Raw genomic sequence first — 18,966 nt, forward strand, 5'->3', positions numbered from 1 at the left:
TAGCGTGGCCAAACGCGCCCCGCGTGGCCAAACGCGCCCCGCGTGGCCCAAAGGCCAAGGCCAATCGCATTCCCTAACTCAGTGGTTGTTTGAATATGAGGGGTTTGAGTGGCTAGTAAAATTGAGCTAGCAGTGTAAAAGTCAGGAGAACCTTGAGCATGTTCGAGCATTCATGGACAATTTTAGCTTTCCTTGTAGGAACAGGGATCAGCCTTATCCTGTGGCGTTGGCAAAAACACCAGCTAGCTTTGAGCTCAATATATGGTCTTCCATCACCCAAGGGGAAATGGCTCACAGGTAACGCCATGGAACTTCTTGCTGCTGCAAAACAAGGAACCTATTCTCTGACAATCTTTCGATGGATGCAGCAATACGGCTCCATGATTTCGGTACGGATCTTCACCAGACCCATGGTGATAGTGGCAAAGCCCCAACTGATTGAAAGCATTTTGACAGAGGGGCAAACTCAGGGGATATTTACCCGCAGTCCATCCTTTTATCACGCCTACAAAGATGTGTTTGGCGTACATATCGGAAACCAGGTTGGTCAAGCCTGGAAGTGGCGTCGCCAAACCGCAGCACCAGCTTTCCGAGCCAGTCGATTCACTCAAAAGTTCGATCTCATCCATGAGGGGTGTCAGCAAGTCATCACACAACTTCAAAGCTCGGCTCAAACAGGCAAAGAGGTTCAAGTTGATCCCTTATTTGTGGACTTGACCATGAATATAATTGCCTACTTTTTCCTAGGTGTTACCTTTGATAAAACCTCAAACTTTGCAGGAGAACCCCCCTTCGATGCCCAGCGCCTGTATGCAGCTCTTGCACTCCTCGAAAAACATGTACTTTTGCAGACCGCAGGTCGCAGTCGATGGTTTAAGTTTCTCCCTACTTCAGAAGGCCGAGAATACCGACAGGCTCAAGATTATTTACAACAGAATTTAAAGCCTCGGGTCGCGATGGCGTTGCAAGTGGCCAGGGCTTCTGAGGCCGAATCCCCATCAGTCAGTTCGTCGTTTCGGGATTCGATGTTGGTTCAATTTGCTAAAAACCCCCAGCATGACCAAGACTCCCTGATGGCCGAGACCCGAGCCTTTATCTTTGCAGGTCATGACACTACGGCTCATACCATGTCCTTTGCAGTCGGGGAGTTGGGGCTTAATCCTGGAGTCTTTCAGGCCGCACAACAGGCTGTGGATGAAGCCTGGGAGAAGGAAGGGGAGCTAAATCTTTCTACTTTGAAACATTTAGACTATATAGAAGCTGTGGTCAAGGAAGCCTTACGACTCCATCCAGTGGCCCCCGGAATCGCCCTAGTCACGACCCAAGAGACAGAATTGGATGGGGTCAAGATGCCGAAAAATGTAGGCGTCGAACCTTTTTTCTGGGCTGCGGGACAGGATACTGAGATGTTTCCAAAACCGGAAGAATTTCGTCCAGAACGATGGCTGCAAAAGGAAACTGACCAACAGCCACTCCCCCTCATGTTTGGATTTTCCCGAGGATCTCATTTTTGTGTAGGCGCACCTCTAGCACTTTTAGAAGCAACGGTGATGTTGTCTTTACTCCTCCGTCATTTTAACTGGGAACTCGTAAATGGCCGAGATTCTCTAGACGATGTTAATCAGTATTTGACAGTATTTCCCCGCGATCGCATGCCGATTCGTTTTGTTTCGAGAACTGAATCCAGAGCTTAGACTTGTCAGTCTTGAATACTCAGCTCTAGTCGCTCTGCGAATCTGAGTTTAGCGGAGCGAGCACGAGGGTTATGCTGGATTTCCTCAGCTTGTGCTACAGTTGGCTTTTTGGTTAGCACTCGCAATAGTGAGCCATTCATTGACAAATCCCGAAATTTGTGCTTAACAATCCGGTCTTCTAAACTGTGAAAACTGATAATTCCAAGTCTTCCTCCTGGTTTCAGCCAATGAGGGGCAATGTCGAGAAAGGTTTCGAGGCTCTCAAGTTCCTGGTTGACGACAATCCGTAGGGCTTGAAACACCCGAGTCGCTGGGTGAATTCTGCCATAGCGGTATTTCGGGGGAACACAAGATGCGATCGCATTGGCTAATTCAGTGGTTGTCTGAAACGGACGCTTCTCCACAATCCGGCGTGCCATCCGCCGGGATAACCGTTCTTCCCCATACTTATAAAAAACATCCGCTAGCCGTACCTCACCCCAATGATTAATAATATCCTTTGCCGTCAGAGACTGGCTTTGGTCCATCCGCATATCTAACTGAGCAGGATGGCGAAAACTAAAGCCTCGCTCTGGTAAATCTAGCTGAGCTGAACTGACGCCTAAATCCGCAATAATACCATCAAATCCCCGATCATTAGACTGATATTCGGCAAAATTTCCCTGCCAGAAATTAACTCTTCCGCTATAACTGGCTAACCTGGTCTTGGCGGCTGCGATCGCATTAGCATCCCGGTCAATAGCTGTAACCTCCACATCCGGTGCTGCTGCTAAAATTAACTCAGTGTGTCCACCACCACCGACAGTGGCATCCAAGTAATGACCACCAGGACAGATAGCTAGTCCCTCAATTAATTCCTGACACAATACCGACACATGGGAAAAGAGTTTTATATTGGGCTGTTTAGCTTCACTTTCCATGTGATTCAAGCAATCCTAATGTAAATCCTGAGGATATTAGACCTCCTGCTGTTAATCAGACCAGATTGTCCGGGAACTCTATAACTGTAACCTTTCAACTGTAACCTCTCTAGTTGTGAACAGTCACAAGTCTTACTCAGCACTATATTGAAAGGAGGTTTTCGTAACAACTATAGCCAGCCTTGATCATACTTATGAGCTATATTGAATCAATTTAGAATTGCTATAGTAGCTAATGACTAATGATAAAGGTACCCCTGTGGGTACTGTCAAGCCATGACACCAGCATCAGACTAGATTTGTCAGTCAACCAGGAAATTTGTAGTCAACTAAGGTAAACCTGATGAATTCCAAAGAAGAAAAAGCTAAAGACCTTGAGCTTCGAGAACGAGAACTCCAGCAACGGGAGCGAGAGATTAGACTCCGGGAAATCGAAGCTGAAATCTATAAACAGGAACCGCAAGTTCATCAAACTCAGAAGCATGAAAAACCTGAAGGTAAACTAAAAAACTGGGGCAGGAAACTAGCTAGATTCGGAAAATTCTTAGCCGTTGTAATTGCTGTTGTTATCACCATTAGAGTCGCTTATTGGCTTGCTCTAGTGATCATGGTTGGAGGAATTGCCTGGTTAGGGTACGAAATTTTCTGGAAAGATGACAATTAAATAACAAAAGCAAAAGGCAATAAGGTGAAATGAATCAATTCCCAATACTAATTTTTTTTTTTAAATAATTCCAGAATATCATAAAATTTTCTAATAAATACTTATAAAGTATATTCTAGGGATTATAAATTAATTGTGATAAGTTTTGTTACCTACTTCCTACTCCCTACTTCCTACTTCCTACTCCCTACTCCCTGTTCCCTTTGAAACCATTAATTAGCTAATACCAAACTAAACATGAGTACTAAAATCCAAACTACAAATTTTCTCCATGACCTCGATCGCGTTGCCAGAGTTCGTGCTGAAATCGCCACTAATTTAAATCAAATTAAGAACACTCTTGAGCAATCGGAATCCGCAGGGGATAATAATTCCGGTAAGTTAGGCTTAGATAGAGATATTGAAGATATCTATAAAGTCAGTAAAAATTTACAGCAGGGGCGATTCCGACTACTGGTATTAGGGGATATGAAGCGGGGGAAAAGTACATTTCTCAATGCCTTAATTGGTGATAATTTACTGCCCAGTGATGTGAATCCTTGTACAGCGTTGCTGACGGTTTTACGCTATGGTGCTCAAAAGAAAGTTACAGTGTACTTTAATGATGAGACACTACCCGAAGAAATTGATTTAGAAAGTTTTAAGCATCGCTATACCATCGACCCAGATGAAGCGAAGCGACTACAACAAGAGGAGAAGCTAGCCTTTCCCAATGTTAGCCATGCTGTGGTGGAGTATCCCTTACCGTTGCTAGAAAAAGGGATTGAAATTGTAGATAGTCCAGGACTAAATGATACGGAAGCGCGCAATCAGTTATCCCTCAGTTACATTAATAATTGTCACGCTATCCTGTTTGTCCTCAAAGCAACTCAGCCCTGTACTCTAGAAGAACGTCGTTATATCGAAAATTATCTTAAAGGTCGGGGATTAACGGTTTTCTTTTTAATTAATGCTTGGGATGAGATTCGTAAGGGATTGATTGACCCGGAAGACTCGGAAGAACTGGCAGCAGCTGAGGAAAAAGTCCGTCAAGTCTTCCAAGCTAACCTGATGGATTATTTTCAGGTAGAGCCACAGACTTATCAGAAACGAGTCTTTGAAATTTCTTCATTGATGGCCTTGCGTCGGCGGGTTAAAAATTCCGAGGATTCTCTTGAAGGAACGGGATTTCCTGAATTGATGGCAGCACTTAATTCATTTTTAACCAAAGAACGTGCGATCGCAGAAATGCGCCAAGCTAAAATCCTAGCCCAGCAAGTCTATAACCATGTCCATGAAGCGATTGAACGGCGGATTCCATTGCTGGATCAGGATGTTAATCAGTTGAAACAGCAGATTAGCGAAGTCGCACCGGAATTTGAGAAACTGACGGAAATTCGCGATCAATTTCAGGAAGAAATCCGAATTACCCGTAACCGTACAGCAAAAGCTGTCGCTAATTCCTTTCGGGACTATATTTTGAATTTAGGTAATACCTTTGAATCAGATTTTGTCCGCTATCAGCCAGATTTAGGCTTTCTGGATTTCCTGCAACAGGGGAAACGGGATGAGTTTAATGCAGCATTTAAGCGAGCCTTTGAACGGTACATTAACGAAAAGATTTCGGCTTGGGAAGTCACCGCTGAGCAAGACATAAGTGAAGCGTTTTTAGAACTAGCTAGGAGTGCCGCTAATTATGGTGCCATCTATGGTAAGATAGCCGATACCATGACTGAAAAGTTGATTGGGAAAAAGGTTTACCCCAATACCACTATGGATTCAGCAGACACTTCACCAGCCTGGGCGAGTTGGGCGATGGGATTTTTATCCTTGGCTTCAGGTAATGTTGCTGGTGTGTTTCTAGCTGGTGCTGGCTTTGATTGGAAAAATATTCTGGTCAATTGGTTTGCTGTGTGGGGAATTACTAGCTTTTTATTGATTTTCACAACAACTTTTACAACAGCATTGATGGGACCATTATATTTTGCTGTGATGGGTCTAGGGGTTGGGGCTTTACAAGCCGATCAAGCTCGCAAACAATTAATTCAAGCTACTAAGAAAGAGTTGGTAAACTATTTGCCTAAGTTGGCTGAGGAGCAATGGCAACCAATTCATGATGCGGTCAACGAGTGTTTTGATGATTATGAACGCCAGGTGATTAAACGATTAAATGATGACATTAAATCCCGGAAGGATGAGTTGGATAATTTGGTAGAGCAAAAAGAGTCTAATCAAGTTAATCGCGAGACTGAGTTAAAGCGTCTGAGAAGTTTGGATGCTGAGGTTTTGTCTAAGGTTAATGGTATTGAATCCGTTTATGGCTACTTGCTAGCAGCTCCAATGTAACCATTCAAGGGATTAGGGAGTAGGGAGTAGGGAGTAGGGAGTAGGGAGTAGGGAGTAGGGAGTGTTTAAACCATTAATTAGCTAAGATCAAACTATAGCATTTCTAAATAGATCATGAAGCTAATTTAGCATAACACCAAAAACTCCTCAGATATCTTGACTACTATTCCCTATTCCCTATTCCCTATTCCCTGTTCCCTATTCCCTTTTTCTATCAACCCTATCTTTACATCTCAAATAGAAATACTATAACTATGAGTGCTAAAATCGAAACCACAAATTTTCTCAATGATCTCGATCGAGTTGCCACGGTGCGTGGTGAAATAGCTGGTTACTTGAGTCACATCAGTGCCATACTGGAACAATCGGAATCCGCAGGGGAGAATAATTCCGGTAAATTAGGTTTGGATAGAGATATTGAAGATATTTCTAAAGCTAGTAAAAATTTACACCAGGGGCGATTCCGACTACTGGTATTAGGGGATATGAAGCGGGGTAAAAGTACATTTCTCAATGCTTTAATTGGTGAGAATTTACTCCCCAGTGATGTCAATCCTTGTACAGCGTTGCTGACAGTTTTACGCTATGGTGCTCAAAAGAAGGTGACAGTGTACTTTAATGATGAGACACCACCAGAAGAAATTGATTTTAAATCCTTTAAGCATCGCTATACCATCGATCCAGCTGAAGCGAAGCGACTTGAACAACAGAAGAAGCTAGCGTTTCCGACTGTTAGTCATGCTATCGTGGAGTATCCCTTACCATTGCTAGAAAAAGGGATTGAAATTGTAGATAGTCCAGGACTGAATGATACGGAAGCGCGCAATGAGTTATCCCTCGGTTACATTAATAATTGTCACGCTATTCTGTTTGTCCTCAGAGCAACTCAGCCCTGTACTTTAGGGGAACGTCGTTATCTAGAAAATTATCTAAAAGACCGGGGATTAACGGTTTTCTTTCTAATTAATGCTTGGGACCAGATTCGGGAAAGTTTGATTGACCCGGATGATACAGAAGAATTACAAGAAGCTGAAGATAGACTACGGCGAGTGTTTGAGGCTAACTTGACAGACTATTGTCAGGTAGATGGTTATGATATCTATGATGAACGAGTGTTTGAAATTTCAGCAATTAATGCCCTACGCAAGCGAGTCAAAAATCCAGAGGTGTCTCTTGATGGCACAGGCTTTCCGGAGTTTATGGGAGCACTCAATACATTTTTAACGAAGGAACGAGCCATTTCTGAATTGCGACAAGCGAGAACCTTAGCCCGTCAAGGGAGTAACCATGTTCATGAAGCTATTGAACGTCGCATCCCCTTGCTAGAGCAAGATTTAAATGAATTGAAGGAACGGATTAATTCCGTTGAACCAGAATTTAATAAACTCAAGGATATTGGTGAGCAATTCAAGGATGAAATTAAAGCGGTTCGTGATAATAAAGCGAAAGCGATCGCAGATTCCTTTCGTACCTATGTCTTAAATTTAGGCAATACCTTTGAGTCGGATTTTTTACACTATCAACCTGAACTCCGATTTATGGATTTCTTGAGTTCAGGGAAACGAGAAGCCTTTGAATCCGAGTTGAGAAAGGCATTTGAACGGTATATTAATGATAAATTGTCAGAGTGGAGTAAGACAGCTGAAAAAGAAATGGATGCTGCCTTTGCTCAGCTATCTCGCAGTGCAGTAACCTACGGTGCTTCTTATACTAAAGTAACGGATAAAATTAATCAAAAATTAACCGGACAAACCGTAAGACCGGTGAGCAGCTACACCACAGAAGATAACGCTCCCGCTTGGGCAAAATGGGCAGCAGGATTATTTTCCTTAGCTAGGGGTAATCTAGCAGGAGTCGCTATGGCTGGAGCTGGTTTCGATTGGAAAAATATTGTGCTGAATTTCATCACAGTTATGGCAATTGGTGGCATCATTAGCTCTGTTCCTGGGATTATTCTCGGACCAGTGCATCTAGCCTTATTAGGATTAGGGGTTGGAGTCGTGCAAGCCGATCAAGCTCGTAAGCAATTGGTGAAAGCAGCTAGAAAAGAGTTGGTGAAATATTTACCTCAGGTAGCACAAGAGCAATGGCAACCAATTTATGATGCTATCAAAGAATGTTTTGATGTGTATGAGCAGGAAGTAACTGAGCGGATGGATGATGATATTAAGGCTCGCAAAGGGGAATTAGATAATTTAATGAAGCAAAAGGAATCTCATGAAATTAATCGGGAGCAAGAATTAGCTCGCTTGAAACAGTTAGAGGCTGATGTCGCCTCCCAAGCCCAGAAGGTTGAGAGCACTTATCAGAATTTTGTGAATGCGATCGCTTAACCTTCTAGTAAGCATTCAGCTATCAGCGGTCAGCGGTCAGCCGTCAGTGGTCAGTGGTCAGCCGTTGGCTTTTGGCACCTCAAGTAGCGCTAATCGCTGTTCGCTTACCCTTCTACGGTTGTTCGTTAATTGAATAAAAAATCATAACAGTTGAAGGTTGACAGTTAACAGTTAATTGTCAACCTTCAACTTTAAATTTTAAACTTTAAATCAAACAACCTTTAACCTTCAACTTTTAACCTTCAACTCTCTACTCCCTATTCCCTATTCCCTATTCCCTGTTCCCTTTACTCTATATAATTTTCAACGCCAAATTGGCGAAACATTTTTGCCAGTAATAGTAATAATAATAAAACACCTTAAGCAGACAGAAAATGAAAATTGAAGATTTAGAGTTTACGGAACAAACAACAACCGAGACAGAGCAGATTAAAGGAGCAATTGTTCCACTGCTCGCATCAGCTGGAATTGGTGCTGCATCAGGAGCAGTGTTTCAGGTCGCATCCAACGCTATTTCTGGTAAACCCCTAGGTGATGGTGTTTTCCAAGCAGCAGCAGGAGGTGCAGTTACAGGAATGTTTAGTCCAGTTTCTACCATTTGGAAACCGATAAAAATGGCTCAACCATGGATACAAGGCTATCGACGAGGCATTGATCCAAAGTCAGTTTGGCGTCCGATTGTCGGTGGAGGTGCTGGTGGATTACTCCATGGAGCCTTAAGTCATTAAGGGGTTTTGTCAGTATTTTTTGTCTGCAGGGTGTGATTATTCGTCAGTCAAAAGGTCAAAATTTAGTAAGGGTGTACAGCTGTGCGCCCTTACAACTTTCTCCCAATACCTTTTGGTAATAGGTAATGGCTAAGGATACTAAGGGAGGATGGGAGCATCGGGAGTAGATATCATGTCATTTGGGAAAAGGTTATTAAAAAGGTTATTGCGAAGATTATTAATTGGAGGAACTGCAGGATTGCTTGTGGTAGTGTTATTAGATATATTGGCTTACCCTCTGTATCATCAAGAGCCAACTTCTCTAAATTGGTTTGAGCAAACCTTGATTAAAGTAGATTACCAAGCAGCAGCACTACAAGAAGACATCGTTACTTATTTAGTAATCGCAGTAAAGGATGGGATTCGGCTAATGATTGCAGTATGTCTATCCTTGACTCTAGTTGAAACTGTGGTGATCAAAAGAAAAGGTTGACTATTATTTAGTTTTTCAAGGGAACAGGGAACAGGGAACAGGGAATAACCAATTTAAATGCACATTTTATAAAATGTAAAATACATAATTTAAATTCACAGCAGCTTAGACAAAAAAATCAATAAATGAGGTAACCTGATGACTTTGAGAACTGATTCCAAGGATGATATTACCGAAACTCTTAGGCAAATGATTGGGGATATCATCCCAATAGCCTATGAAACCGATCGTGCTGAAGCCTGTCTATCTACCTTATCTTTCCAAAGTATGAATTATCCAGAAAGACACATTTGGATTGATACAGATGGTGATGGAATAGCAATTGATTTAGAAGACTGGCAGGATCAAAGGGAATGGGATAATGCTGTTGCTCGCATTACTGTCGAGGCTACAGCAGAAGTCGTAGATATCGTCAAAACCTGGCTTTCTGGAGAGAAATTGGATAACTATTCTAATCTTAATAAAGACTATAAAAGAGTTAATAAAATAGCCACTATCTCCAATTAATAACCATGATCAAATGCGCAAAGCTTGAATTACCTGCCGTTTCAATTCCACAAATTCCAGGGTTAGCTTTGTATCCAGAGTACGGACAGCCGGTAAATCAATCATAATCTTATCCCGGATACAACCGGGATGAGTTCCCATCACATAGATACGCTGGGATAAGAACACCGCTTCTTCTACATCATGGGTAATCATCAAAACGGTAATATGGGTCTTCTGCCAAAGTCCAAGGAAGAATTCCTGCAATTCCTCCTTAGTTTGGGCATCTAAGGCTCCAAAGGGCTCATCCATCAACAGCACTTCCGGTTCATTAGCCAAGGCTCGTGCGATCGCAACCCGCTGTTTCATACCCCCTGACAACTGTTTGGGGTAGGCATTAGCAAAGCGGCTTAGACCGATTACATCCAAATAGTAAGCAATCCGTTCTTGGGATTCCCCCTTAGGCAATCGTTGTAACCTCAGACCAAAACCGATATTATCAGCAATCGTTAACCAGGGAAATAGGGTATAGTTCTGGAAGACCATGCCCCGATCCCGACCAGGACCTAAAACCACCTCACCATCTACCTTTACATGTCCTTTGGAAGGAGGAATTAGTCCAGCGATAATGTTGAGCAAGGTTGATTTGCCGCAGCCAGACGGTCCAACTATACAGACAAATTCATTGGCTTCAAGATTGAGATTAATATCCTTTAGCACTACCAATTCTTCCCGTCGGTGGCGAAAACTTTTGGAAATATGACACACCTGTAGCTTAGGCAAATTGTGATTATTGGTCATTTTTAAAGGGTGCATCTGATATTTGTAAAAAATAAGGGTAAGTGTGGGAATCGGGAATCGGAAATCGGGAATCGGAACCCACCCCTAACCCCCAGGAGGGGAACGGGAATCGGGGATCGGGAATCGGGAATCGGGAATCGGGAATCGGGAAAATATCTGAAGCTATCAGCTATCAGCTATCAGCTGAATACTTACCCTTAAACCTTAAAACTTAAACCTTGGCCAAAAGGCCACGCTACGCGAACAACCTGATTCAACCTTGGCCAAAGGCCACGCTACGCGAACAACCTTCAACCTGATTAACCCTTAACCCTTAAACCTTAAACCTTAAACCTTCAACCTTGGCCAAAGGCCACGCTACGCGAACAACCTTCAACCTGATTCAACCTTCTTAAACCTTCAACCCTATTTAACCTTCAACCTGATTCAACCTTATTAAACCTTTAACGCTCAACAAATTGCTCCGACCAAGGAACAGTTAAACGAAAAAGCAACCTAAACGCAAAATCCAGCATCAACCCAATTAGTCCAATCACTAAAATACAAAAGAGCACTTTATCGGTTTCTAGGAATCGTTGAAAATAGATAATCTTGAAGCCCAAACCATTTTCAGCAGCAATTAATTCCGCAATCACCAGAAAATTCCAGGCACCAGCAACATTAACCCGCATCGTATCAATAATATTTGGTAGAGTTGCTGGTAGAATCACTCGAAATAATACATCAACCCGATTCGCTCCCAAGGTGTAAGCTACATTGAGCATTTCATCAGGAATGAACTTGACAGCATCAGCAATCATTATCGCGTTGTAGAACACAATTCCCAAGAAAATAATTAGAATCTTTGCGGTTTCCCCTAACCCTGCCCATAGAACAATTAGAGGCATAAACGCTGCCACTGGCATATAGCGTACAATACCGACAATCGTACCAAACAGGCTCTCCATGCTGTAGAATGTCCCCATGGCAATGCCAATGGGAATACCAACCACTGCCGCAAACAGAAAACCAACTAGCACACGGGTGAAACTGGCGATAATATCAGTCAGTAACTGCTCTTCTGTCAACATCTTCCAGCCAGCTTTCAGGACAACCATCGGACTTGGCAAGAATCTTGGGTCTACTAATTCTTGATAGCTTAGGAAGATCCAAACTAGCAGGGGTACTACTAAGGCAATGATGGTGAGCAGGATACTGAGCCAGCCAGGAAAACCCTGACGGATACTCCAAAATACCGATGGTCGTAGGTAACGTTTGCGGGGAGAAGATATAGGTGGTGGCACAGGGGTCTTAACTGACAGCAGATTTACGTAATGTTTTTCTAGTGGCGTGGCACACCTAAAAATGTTTGTTGGGTAGAGCTAAAGGGAAACCCAACAAAGCTTTACTGGTGTTGGGTTTCATTCTTCAACCCAACCTACGCTTATTGCACTATTTTAGATGTGTCGGTCCACTAGTATCTTTCTAAAGCGGCTTTAACAAATTTCGGTTCCAGAAATTGCTCCATATCAGGAATAGTATCAATCTTGCCGTGGTTTGCCAAAAACCTCGCCATATCCATCAAGGGCTCCAGTAAGTAGGAATCACTCTGCTTATTTTCTAGCATTTCCAGATTGGCACGAGCATCTGGGAGACTAATCCCTTTTAGATCAGCAGCTAGGGCATCCGGCTCAATTTTCAACTCCTTCGCTGCGATCGCTAACCCTTCCGATGGATGTTGATTGAGAAACCCTAGTCCTTTGAAAACCCCTTTGACAAAGGCTTCCACCGCCTCTGGGTTGGCTTCGATATACTCAGTTGCAAACAGATAAACATCAGTAATCGCTGTTGGTATTTGGGACGAGTCATAGATAATGCGTCCATCAGGTTGAGCCAAGTTAGCCTGTTTTAGGAATGGTGCATAGGTAACAGCAATGTCCACATTCCCGACCTGGTAAGCTGCTGCTGCTCCCGCTGGATCCACGTTCACCAACGTAACATCACCTTCACTCAAGCCAACTGTTGTGAGTACTTTTAGTAGAAAGAAATGGCTAACTGCCCCTTTTTCAACAGCAATCTTCTTGCCCTTAAAGTCCTTAATGCTACTAATACTGTTGCGGGCCAAGATGCCATCCCCACCAACGGAGTTATCCTCTACCAAAACAATGCGATAGTCTTTGCCCTTAGTTGCCAATAAGACTGCTTCAGAAGTTACAGGGGCAATAGCATCCAGTTTTCCTGCTAAAAAGGCAGAGATATAATCCGGATTATACCCAAAGGTTTTCAGGTCAACCCTTAGCCCCAGTTCCTGAAAGAAGCCTTTTTTGAGCGCAATCAAAAGAGGAGTCAAACCAATCCAAGTGGTCACCCCTAGAGAGAAAGACATCGATGGGCTAGGCTTAGAATCACCCAAGTCATTCCCAGAAGATGTTTGCTTTGGGGGAGTACATGCCCCCAGGATAACGGTGCTGAATGCTACTATTAGCCATTGCAAAGTTTGACGTCTTGACAACAAGTTTAGTCTTTGTAGAACCATATCATCTTCTGTTTGTGTCGGGAGGATCGTTAGATTAGCTTACGTTATCACTGCCTGAAGTATCAGGATAAATGTCTGATGTTTTGCCCAACTGCATCCGTAACATCCGTAACATCCGTTAATCGATCCCTTCCCAGTTAACTTTTCCTTGAAGACGGTATCAAAATTAACAAATTGTCAGTTTTTTGGGGTGAGGGGTTGCACCCCTCATTATTTGTGTTATATTTAGATCAGTAGATGCACCCTGATGATTAAGAGAGCCGCAGTTGTGACTCTCTTCTTTTTTTTTAGGGTCACAGGGGGTTAGTAAATCGCCCTTGGGTCGCACCTGTGAAATGGGCATCAGGCATGGAAGCGATGCAGCGCCGCCAAAGGGGGTTTCCACGGGGCTTACAAGGTGCGGAAACAAGTTACGCACACAGACCCAAAACCATGAGCGACTGCATCAAGACACTGGCATCTTGCGTAGAACTGGCATCTTGCCAGTTTCCTCCTTATTTTCGGGCGGTCAGGATGCCCACTCTACTCCTATTCATTCAAAGACTGACGCAACGCCGCTTTGGCAGTGCGATTCGGGCAAAGCCCGACGCTGCGCGAACGCTTAATCCCAAAAATTATTATCCAAAAAATAGGCTTTAGGGTTCTGACCAGCCTATGAAGCGCCCCTGATCAAGCACCTAAGCCCTCAACTATTTGAGTAAGCTATGCATTGGCTCAACGTTACTATTAACAGTCAACAGTCAACAGTCAACAGTCAAAAATCAAAACTTTGAGTAATTTCTTGTAGGTATTAATTGACTACAATATCAAAAAAATACCCAAAAATACGGTTTTATCAACTAGAGATGATCCAGGAAGATAAAGCTGAGTACTTTTATACCTTCTCAAACTACTATCTGATTTGATTCGTCAAATAAATTGTTCCTGTGAGCATCATGCTTGTGCAGGTAAGATGCCTGTGCTAAGGTTCACAACTATAGTAATGTTTATCAATATCTTTACAATTTACGTTAGGTTATTGCATCAGTTAAAAATGCTCATTACTGAGGGGTAATAACCTTTTTTTGTAGTTTATTTTAAAATCAATTAACAAATAAACTAAAATTATCAAAATATATAAAACGATTTAACCCATTAATAATTAACAGTATAAAGTAACTTAACTATGATGAATACTGAACAAAACCATGGTCCTATAATTCTGGTCGCCGATGATGATACACAAACGCGGACAATGCTGCGTACAATTATGGAAAATGAGGGATATAACGTCGAAGATGTAGGAGATGGGGAGCAGTGTCTGGCAGCTTATACTCAGCTAAAACCGGACATAGTCTTACTGGATGCTATGATGCCAGTGATGGATGGGTTTATGTGTTGCGCCCAAATCCAAAAACTACTTAAACATGAATCAACACCAGTATTAATGATTACTGGACTTAATGACCAAGCTTCCGTTGATTGGGCATTTGAAGTCGGAGCAACGGATTATATAACTAAACCCATCCAACCATCAGTTCTAAGGAAGCGTGTCCGTCGTCTGATCGAAGCTAATCGAGCAGAAAAAACCTTACGGGAGAGGGAGAAACAATATCGTTCTGTGGTAGAAAGTGTTAAAGAAGTGTTTTTTCAAATTGATGCCACTGGACACTGGATATTTCTCAATTCTGCCTGGACTACTTTCACTGGCTTTACTGTAGAAGAAAGTCTAGGGAAAAATTGCCTAAAATTTATTGATCCTGATGATCAGCAACGTTATCAACAATTGTGGCAGTCTCTAGTCAAGGGTGAAAAGGATTCCTTTAAACATGAAATAAGATATGTGACCAAAAGAGGAAAGTGCCGCTGGGGAGAGATTAATATTCATTCAAGCTTGATTATTGATGGTGTGGTTACCGGTTTTTCTGGTATGCTACAAGACACCACTGAACTTAGAAAATCTCAAGCTTTAGAAAAAGAGAAAATCAAATTGGAAGCGGATATCCAAGAACGAGAACGTCGCTCAGAAATCATTCGCAAATCCCTAGAACAAGAAAAAGAACTCAGTGAACTTAAATCTCGGGTTATTAGTACGATATCTCATGAGTTTCGGACTCCAATGATGATGATTCAATCCTCTACCGAATTACTAGCTAAGTACAGTGATAAATTGTCAGACGATAAAAAACTGAAACATTTTCAACAAATTGGATGGGCGGTTGAACACATGAACCAACTCCTGACCAATGTGATATTTCTAGATAAAACTGAATCAGGGGAACTTGATTGTCATCCTGAATACTTGAATCTAGATAAACTATGCCAAAAAATTATTAATAATTTACAGGTTACTTTAACTAGTGACTATAAAATAGATTTTTCCAGTCAGAGTAATTCTAGTCAAGTTAATTTAGATGAACAGCTAGTTGGACAAATTTTGACTAATATACTATCTAATGCAGTTAAATATTCTCCCCAAGGAGGCATCATTAAATTTGACGTCTTTTGTCAGCCAGAAGAAGCTATTTTAACTATTCGGGATTCAGGGATTGGTATTCCGCCAAAAGAAAAGCAACGAGTGTTTGAATCTTTCTATCGAGCCACTAATGTTGGTGCTATAAAAGGAACAGGATTAGGTCTGGCTATTGCTAAAAAATGTGTTGAATTGCATCGGGGTAAGATTAACCTGGACAGCGAAATTGGTGTGGGAACAAAGTTTCAAGTAATCTTGCCATATTTGGATTAGATATAGCAATTCTACGACTTGTGAGGTACAAATATCTGGGTTTTAGGGAGCAGGGAGCAGGGAGCAGGGAGTCGGGAGTCGGGAGTCGGGGTTGCGGAAAATGAACAAAATTACAACAATCCCCGACTTGTGAACAAGCCGGGGAAGCATAGTAGGTATTTGCATGGGTTAAATGCCCACTCAACTACCAATTAAATTTGTTGGGTGTAGCCTCAAGTATTAGCTCCTCAAACATTGGATAAACGGGCTGTTTATTAAGGATTCAGGATAAACATAAATATTAAACATTCAACATTCAACATTCAACATTCAACCTTGGCCTTTCGGCCACGCTACGCGAACAACCCTCAACCGTTAACAAGCCCTTATAACTGAGGTACATACTGTGGCTTCTCAGGCACATCGGTGTACTCAGCCACAATTTGACGGAACTCCTCACCCTCAATAGTTTCCTTTTCAATCAACAGATCCACTAATCGATCAACCGCATCTCGATTCTGCCGAATGATATCTCGTGCTTCTTGATGGCAATGTTCTACAATTTGACGAACTTGCTGATCAATCCGAGCAGCAACCTCTTCAGAGTACTCTGCCCTAGACATTAATCCAGCACCGAGAAAGACTTCTCCCTCTTGGCTTTCCAAGGACAGAGAACCTAAGTCACTCATGCCGTAGCGAGTTACCATTTGCCGTGCGATCCCAGTCAATTGCTGCAAATCACCACCGGCACCAGTAGTGACTTCCGCATGACCGAATACTTCTTCTTCCGCAGCTCGACCCCCTAACGCTCCAGTAATGCGAGCCAAAAGCTGAGCTCTGGTAATTAAACCTTGCTCTTCACTAGGAGTAAACCAGGTTAGACCTTGAGCTTGTCCTCGGGGAATCAGGGTAACTTTCTGTACGGGGTCGTGATCCTTAACTAGGGTACCAATAATAGCGTGACCAACTTCATGATAAGCAATCAATCGCTTGTTCTTGCTATCTACCAGGGGAGTACCTTCCATCCCAGCTACTACCCGGTCAACCGCATCATTGATTTCCAGCATGGTAATCGCTTCTTTGCGACGGCGAGCAGTCAGGATAGCGGCTTCATTGAGCAGGTTGGATAAATCAGCACCAGTGAATCCAGGAGTCCGTCTTGCGATTACTTCGATGGAAATTTCTGAAGCCAGTTTTTTATCCCGAGCATGGACTTCCAAAATCTTAATCCGCCCTTTGAGGTCTGGGGGATCTACCATCACCTGGCGGTCAAAGCGTCCGGGACGTAACAGAGCTGTATCCAGCACATCCGCACGGTTAGTAGCCGCAATCACAATAATGCCAGTGTTCCCTTCAAACCCGTCCATTTCCGTTAGCAATTGGTTTAGGGTTTGCTCCCGTTCATCGTTACCACCACCAATTCCAGCTCCCCGTTGCCTTCCTACCGCATCAATTTCATCGATAAATATCAAACAAGGGGCATTTTCCTTAGCTTTTTTGAACAAGTCACGAACCCTAGAGGCACCAACACCTACGAACATTTCCACGAATTCGGAACCAGAGATACTAAAGAAAGGCACTCCTGCTTCACCAGCGATCGCTTTTGCTAAGAGGGTTTTACCAGTTCCAGGAGGACCGACGAGCAGCACACCTTTTGGTATTCGTGCTCCGACAGCGGTAAACCGTTCCGGTTGCTTGAGGAAGGTAACTACTTCTTCGAGTTCCTCTTTGGCTTCTTCGATACCGGCCACATCATCAAACAGGACCCCAGTTTTGGCTTCCATCATGAACCGCGCCCGGGATTTCCCGAAATTCATCGCTTGACCAGGACCACCATTCATGTTGCTGGAGCGACGGAATAGGAAAAATAATCCCGCAATCAAGAGAATCGGAAAAATTAAATTCCCCAGCAGTCCCCAAATTGCTCCATCATTGCGAGCGGGATGGGATGTCAGAGCAATATTAGACTCTCTGAGCTTAGAAATCAGTTCCGGTGCACTAATGGGCAGATCTACTCGCAGCCGCTGTAAGCGGTTATCAAGATCCACATCCACAGCTTCTACAATCGCTGTGCGACCACTATCATAGAGGTCAACACTAGTGACTCTACCGGAATCAATATAGTCCAAGAAGCGACCATAGGTCATGCGAGTACTGGCGGTATTACTACCCATATTCCCGGTAGTACTGGCAAATGTTCCCTGCCAAAAGAAAAAACCAATGACTAGGGCAGGTAATGTCCAGAGTAGGAGTATTCTCCAAGAAAATTTCATGTTTTATTCGCCTCTATTACTGGTAACGAATGGTGGTATCACCCTGTTAGGGAGGATCTGATTACAAAAGAACTCAAGATCAAAAATTGATTGAATACCCTAAAACCGTTTGCCTATAGTATGTTTGTATTTTCTGTCAATACCTTTGAGGGGTATTGCCACATAACTCGTGATAACACAAGTTATTGTAACGTTATTTTAACTAAATTTAACATAAATCTCATTCTGTGAGCAAGGGAGTGATAGCAAGGCTTGTAATGGTGTTTCCAACGAGGGTGGGAGGAGAGGGAAGAGACAGAGGAGCCTGGGCATGGCTCACAGGGGTAGGTTTTTTACAGGAGGGTCAAACATGGGAGTACCCAGAGGGGGAGGAAGAGGAAGACAACGAAGAAGCGATGCAGCGCGGCGCTGCATCGCTTCCCTACACCCCACACCCCACACCTCACACTCACGTCTTTGTTAAAAACCTACCCTTATGAGCAGTATGGGATTGGGACTATTCAGGCGATGATAGTTCTGTAGTCAGTTATCCACAGGGAATAGAGCAGTGCAATTACCGATACTTTTTAGCTACCAAAATCTACAAAGGCAAATTCTGGCTCACTAATGCAAGCTGATTTCTCAGCCAGGGGGTATCTCCCAAGGCTCGTAGAAGTATTCCACGAGCGCCGTTGATGTCTCTGTCCATTGCCCGACCATCAACAAATGATCTAATTATTTTGCTTCCGCCAATGTTGACCATTTCACCAGTCCAGCTAACCGTTTTGCTGGTATAAGCTTCACAGACATCGACTACTGTCTTACCGGTTTCATTAGCTTTATGTTTTAAGAACTCTTTGAACCGATAATGAGCAAAGCTGAGCATATTGCGAACGGTTTTAGATCTGAGTTTTCTATTTCCTTTTTTTGACATTTGAGCTGTCTCAAAAGTGGGAAGTAGTATCACATCAAAGTTGTCTACAAGGAATCTGGCCGCTTTATGATGGAGTTCATTTATTACTGGAGTTTAGACTATGAGAAAATGACCCAGTCTTCTTTTGAGGCTGAGATG

Annotated in this window: 16 protein-coding genes and 1 pseudogene; 11 read left to right on the forward strand and 6 right to left on the reverse strand. The window is 43.0% G+C overall.

The window, feature by feature from the left end; all coding sequences use genetic code 11:
• Nucleotides 1-158: 158 nt before the first annotated feature.
• A complete protein-coding gene (locus tag AC4II3_RS21580; RefSeq protein ID WP_488008081.1) occupies nt 159-1,694 on the forward strand; it encodes a cytochrome P450 in 1,536 nt (511 codons plus the stop codon).
• 5 nt (nt 1,695-1,699) lie between these two features.
• On the opposite strand, the gene rsmH is transcribed toward AC4II3_RS21580, so the two are convergent.
• Entirely contained in the window at nt 1,700-2,614 is a 915-nt protein-coding gene (rsmH, locus tag AC4II3_RS21585) for a 16S rRNA (cytosine(1402)-N(4))-methyltransferase RsmH (RefSeq protein ID WP_488008083.1), read from the reverse strand.
• A 343-nt stretch (nt 2,615-2,957) separates the two neighbouring features.
• Here rsmH and AC4II3_RS21590 point away from each other — a divergent pair, with 343 nt between their 5' ends.
• The 6 genes from AC4II3_RS21590 to AC4II3_RS21615 all read left to right on the forward strand — a co-directional run bounded on the left by AC4II3_RS21590 (nt 2,958) and on the right by AC4II3_RS21615 (nt 9,643).
• On the forward strand, nt 2,958-3,278 hold the full coding sequence (locus AC4II3_RS21590; RefSeq protein ID WP_488008085.1) for a hypothetical protein: 321 nt from the start codon (nt 2,958-2,960) through the stop codon (nt 3,276-3,278).
• Nucleotides 3,279-3,515: 237 nt separating this feature from the next.
• The gene (locus tag AC4II3_RS21595) at nt 3,516-5,603 is read left to right on the forward strand and encodes a dynamin family protein (RefSeq protein WP_488008087.1); all 2,088 of its coding nucleotides are present in this window, start codon (nt 3,516-3,518) and stop codon (nt 5,601-5,603) included.
• A 254-nt stretch (nt 5,604-5,857) separates the two neighbouring features.
• A complete protein-coding gene (locus AC4II3_RS21600) occupies nt 5,858-7,936 on the forward strand; it encodes a dynamin family protein (RefSeq protein WP_488008089.1) in 2,079 nt (692 codons plus the stop codon).
• 374 nt (nt 7,937-8,310) lie between these two features.
• Nucleotides 8,311-8,664 (forward strand): hypothetical protein, encoded by a 354-nt coding sequence (locus AC4II3_RS21605; RefSeq protein ID WP_488008091.1) that lies wholly within the window; start codon nt 8,311-8,313, stop codon nt 8,662-8,664.
• A gap of 172 nt (nt 8,665-8,836) precedes the next feature.
• Entirely contained in the window at nt 8,837-9,136 is a 300-nt protein-coding gene (locus AC4II3_RS21610) for a hypothetical protein (protein WP_488008093.1), read from the forward strand.
• A gap of 138 nt (nt 9,137-9,274) precedes the next feature.
• The gene (locus AC4II3_RS21615) at nt 9,275-9,643 is read left to right on the forward strand and encodes a hypothetical protein (protein ID WP_488008095.1); all 369 of its coding nucleotides are present in this window, start codon (nt 9,275-9,277) and stop codon (nt 9,641-9,643) included.
• A 9-nt stretch (nt 9,644-9,652) separates the two neighbouring features.
• Here the strand turns inward: AC4II3_RS21615 and AC4II3_RS21620 are convergent, their stop codons facing one another.
• A complete protein-coding gene (locus AC4II3_RS21620) occupies nt 9,653-10,423 on the reverse strand; it encodes an ABC transporter ATP-binding protein (RefSeq protein ID WP_488008097.1) in 771 nt (256 codons plus the stop codon).
• A gap of 9 nt (nt 10,424-10,432) precedes the next feature.
• Between AC4II3_RS21620 and AC4II3_RS21625 the strand changes: the two genes are divergently transcribed.
• Nucleotides 10,433-10,624, forward strand: coding sequence for a hypothetical protein (locus tag AC4II3_RS21625; RefSeq protein ID WP_488008099.1), 192 nt, complete (start codon nt 10,433-10,435; stop codon nt 10,622-10,624).
• A 242-nt stretch (nt 10,625-10,866) separates the two neighbouring features.
• Here AC4II3_RS21625 and AC4II3_RS21630 read toward each other — a convergent pair whose 3' ends face one another.
• Together AC4II3_RS21630 and AC4II3_RS21635 are read right to left on the reverse strand one after the other, a co-directional pair.
• A complete protein-coding gene (locus tag AC4II3_RS21630) occupies nt 10,867-11,706 on the reverse strand; it encodes an ABC transporter permease (protein ID WP_488008101.1) in 840 nt (279 codons plus the stop codon).
• Nucleotides 11,707-11,876: 170 nt separating this feature from the next.
• Nucleotides 11,877-12,938: an ABC transporter substrate-binding protein gene (locus tag AC4II3_RS21635; protein ID WP_488015561.1), complete on the reverse strand. Its 1,062-nt coding sequence runs from the start codon at nt 12,936-12,938 to the stop codon at nt 11,877-11,879.
• A gap of 432 nt (nt 12,939-13,370) precedes the next feature.
• On the opposite strand from AC4II3_RS21635, the gene AC4II3_RS21640 reads away from it, so the two are divergent.
• Together AC4II3_RS21640 and AC4II3_RS21645 are read left to right on the forward strand one after the other, a co-directional pair.
• A complete protein-coding gene (locus AC4II3_RS21640; protein WP_488015563.1) occupies nt 13,371-13,577 on the forward strand; it encodes a hypothetical protein in 207 nt (68 codons plus the stop codon).
• Nucleotides 13,578-14,103: 526 nt separating this feature from the next.
• Nucleotides 14,104-15,663 carry a hybrid sensor histidine kinase/response regulator gene (locus tag AC4II3_RS21645; RefSeq protein WP_488015565.1) on the forward strand — a complete coding sequence of 520 codons (1,560 nt, stop codon included), beginning with the start codon at nt 14,104-14,106 and terminating at the stop codon, nt 15,661-15,663.
• A 365-nt stretch (nt 15,664-16,028) separates the two neighbouring features.
• Here AC4II3_RS21645 and ftsH2 read toward each other — a convergent pair whose 3' ends face one another.
• Nucleotides 16,029-17,915 carry an ATP-dependent zinc metalloprotease FtsH2 gene (gene ftsH2, locus AC4II3_RS21650; protein ID WP_075899600.1) on the reverse strand — a complete coding sequence of 629 codons (1,887 nt, stop codon included), beginning with the start codon at nt 17,913-17,915 and terminating at the stop codon, nt 16,029-16,031.
• Nucleotides 17,916-18,172: 257 nt separating this feature from the next.
• Here ftsH2 and AC4II3_RS21655 point away from each other — a divergent pair, with 257 nt between their 5' ends.
• A complete protein-coding gene (locus AC4II3_RS21655) occupies nt 18,173-18,394 on the forward strand; it encodes a hypothetical protein (protein ID WP_488015569.1) in 222 nt (73 codons plus the stop codon).
• A 101-nt stretch (nt 18,395-18,495) separates the two neighbouring features.
• On the opposite strand, the pseudogene AC4II3_RS21660 reads toward AC4II3_RS21655, so the two are convergent.
• Nucleotides 18,496-18,915 (reverse strand): annotated as a pseudogene (locus AC4II3_RS21660) (zinc ribbon domain-containing protein); the annotation flags it as partial.
• Nucleotides 18,916-18,966 lie beyond the last annotated feature (51 nt).

This window comes from Moorena sp. (assembly GCF_982860115.1).